3 protein-coding genes are annotated in these 2,071 nt (G+C 36.4%); all 3 read left to right on the top strand.

The window, feature by feature from the left end; genetic code table 11:
• Positions 1 to 483, top strand: a 483-nt coding sequence (locus A3714_RS02130) for a sulfotransferase domain-containing protein (protein ID WP_156493813.1), incomplete at its 5' end; no start/stop codon positions are given.
• A complete protein-coding gene (locus A3714_RS17460) occupies positions 467 to 1,645 on the top strand; it encodes a glycosyltransferase (RefSeq protein ID WP_082844723.1) in 1,179 nt (392 codons plus the stop codon). The genes A3714_RS02130 and A3714_RS17460, both read left to right, overlap by 17 nt.
• A partial coding sequence (locus tag A3714_RS17455; protein ID WP_197463345.1) for a sulfotransferase occupies positions 1,638 to 2,071 on the top strand: 434 nt, incomplete at its 3' end. The genes A3714_RS17460 and A3714_RS17455, both read left to right, overlap by 8 nt.

Here is a 2,071-nt window from a genome sequence, read left to right as displayed (position 1 = left end):
TTAAAAGATAAAAATAATGAAAAGTATGTGGTTGTATGTCGCCATCCATGTGCGGTTTGGTTATCGATTAAGAACATGAACTGGCGCTCAGACCCGAAAAAATCCTCTTTTATCGATACTGAAAATGAACTTGATGAAATTGATAGATTTTCGCTAACTTGGAACAAGATATATAGTCAGAATTTTGATCGCGATAATATTCTCTTCGTCACTCATGAAGAGCTATGCTCTGAGCCATTAACGTCTCTTAAGAAGATGGCTGATTTTTGTGGAATTAGTTGGAGTGAAAAATTCGATAAATTTATCGATGAAAATATGGTTGGCGGTGTTGTGGAAAAAACAAAAGGCCAGCTGCACAACTTTAAGCGTGATTCAAAGTCTTTGGCAAAAGCATGGGTTGATAAAGTTTCTGTTGAAGATGAAAAGCGTATAAAGGATATAACAGGGGAAGTTGTAGAGAGGATTTATGGGCAATGGAAGTAAGAGCATTCTTTTCTTGATTGATAATGTAGGAACGGGCGGGGCGGAAAAGGTTCTTTCTAACTTATGTGGGGAGTTTAGTCGTCGTGGATATGAATGCTATTACTCCTCTAACTATGAAGTAAGGAATTTTGCACTATTCGAGGATGCCAAATATTTGGATCTTTCTATAAAAGAAAGGGCCACGGTTTTTGGGAAAGTAACAGCCTTGTTTTTATATTGGTTTAAAGTTTTGTTAATTAAGAAAAAAATTAAACCGGCTGCAACGATATCATTTTTAGAAAGATCAAACGCTGTTAATGTTTTAAGTTCATGCTTTGGTGGAAAAACGGTAGTTAGCGTTAGAAACAATCTAGAGCTTCAATATTCAAAATTTTCACCTTTTATTGGCTTTTTAGTTAAACTTTTTTTGTCGTTAATCTACTTCCGAAGAGATGTGGTGGTTCTATCAAAAGGTGTAGGTGAGCAGTTAGGCCATTTCCTGTTTTGGAAGTCTAATCCTATTGTTATCTACAATGGTTACGATATTTCTTTACTAAAGAGCAAAGCCAAAGAGCTCCAAAAAACGACGGTAAAACTACCTCAAGGAAAAACTTCCTTAGCGGTAGCATGCAGGCTTGATAAGCAGAAAGGTATAGATATTCTGTTGAAAGCTATATCCGGGCTCCCGCAGCATCTTTCTAGTCAATTTGTGCTAAATATTTATGGTGATGGGCCTGAAAAAAATGAGTTAAAGAAACTTGTAGCTAGCAGAAAACTTAACGAGCAGGTTTTTTTTCATGGGTTTGTTGATAATCCCTGGGGTGATATAGCACGCTGCGACTACTTTGTTTTCCCGAGTAGATGGGAAGGGTTTGGAAACTCATTGGCAGAAGCAGCTTTACTTGGTATTCCTTCGATCTCTTCTGATTGTGACTATGGGCCTCTAGAGATCTATGGAATTAGCGATAAAATAAAATCAAATTATAAAATTCATTCTGGTGGGATTATTTATAGACAGTCGAGTCTGTTGGAAGATGATGCGGTTAAAAATCTTTCATCAGCACTGTCATTTGTTTTTTCCGAAAAACCAATATTTGATACCAAGATTTGTTCTGAAAAAGTTAGCAATAGGTTTTCAAATGATAGAATTTTTGATCTTTGGGAGGGCCGTATAAATGAATGAAGTTGCATTTGCTCCAACCCTTTTTATAGTCGGTTTCCCTAAGTGTGGAACGTCTTCATTGCATCATTGGCTAGATGCGCACCCTGAATTACAGGGGAGCACCCCCAAAGAAACTTTCTTTTTGGTGCCCCAAAAATGCTGGAAATATAACAGTAATAATTACGAAAAATATGGCTTTTCAGGGTACAAAGATTTTTTTCCTAATAGTGATTTATCGAAAATTCGTTTTGAGTCAAGCGCCCCATATGTATACTATTCCGAAGTTTTAGATGTGATTTCTTTGATCCCAGACGCAAAGATTTTAGTGGTTGTTAGAGATCCTGTCGATAGGCTTTATTCTACCTATAAATACTTTTCAAATAATAATTATATAGAAGGTAGCTCTATTTCATTCTTGGAATACTTTGAGCTCTCAAAGGATAATGG

The organism is Alcanivorax sp. HI0007 (assembly GCF_001635525.1).
Lineage (GTDB): Bacteria > Pseudomonadota > Gammaproteobacteria > Pseudomonadales > Alcanivoracaceae > Alcanivorax.
The sequence above is the reverse complement of the archived record's forward strand: the minus strand, read 5'-3'. Positions and strand labels throughout refer to the sequence as shown.

Excerpts from the sequence above, each read along its gene's own strand:
- A3714_RS17460 (WP_082844723.1), top strand. The coding sequence starts at position 467 with ATGGGCAATGGAAGTAAGAGCATTCTTTTCTTGATTGATAATGTAGGA.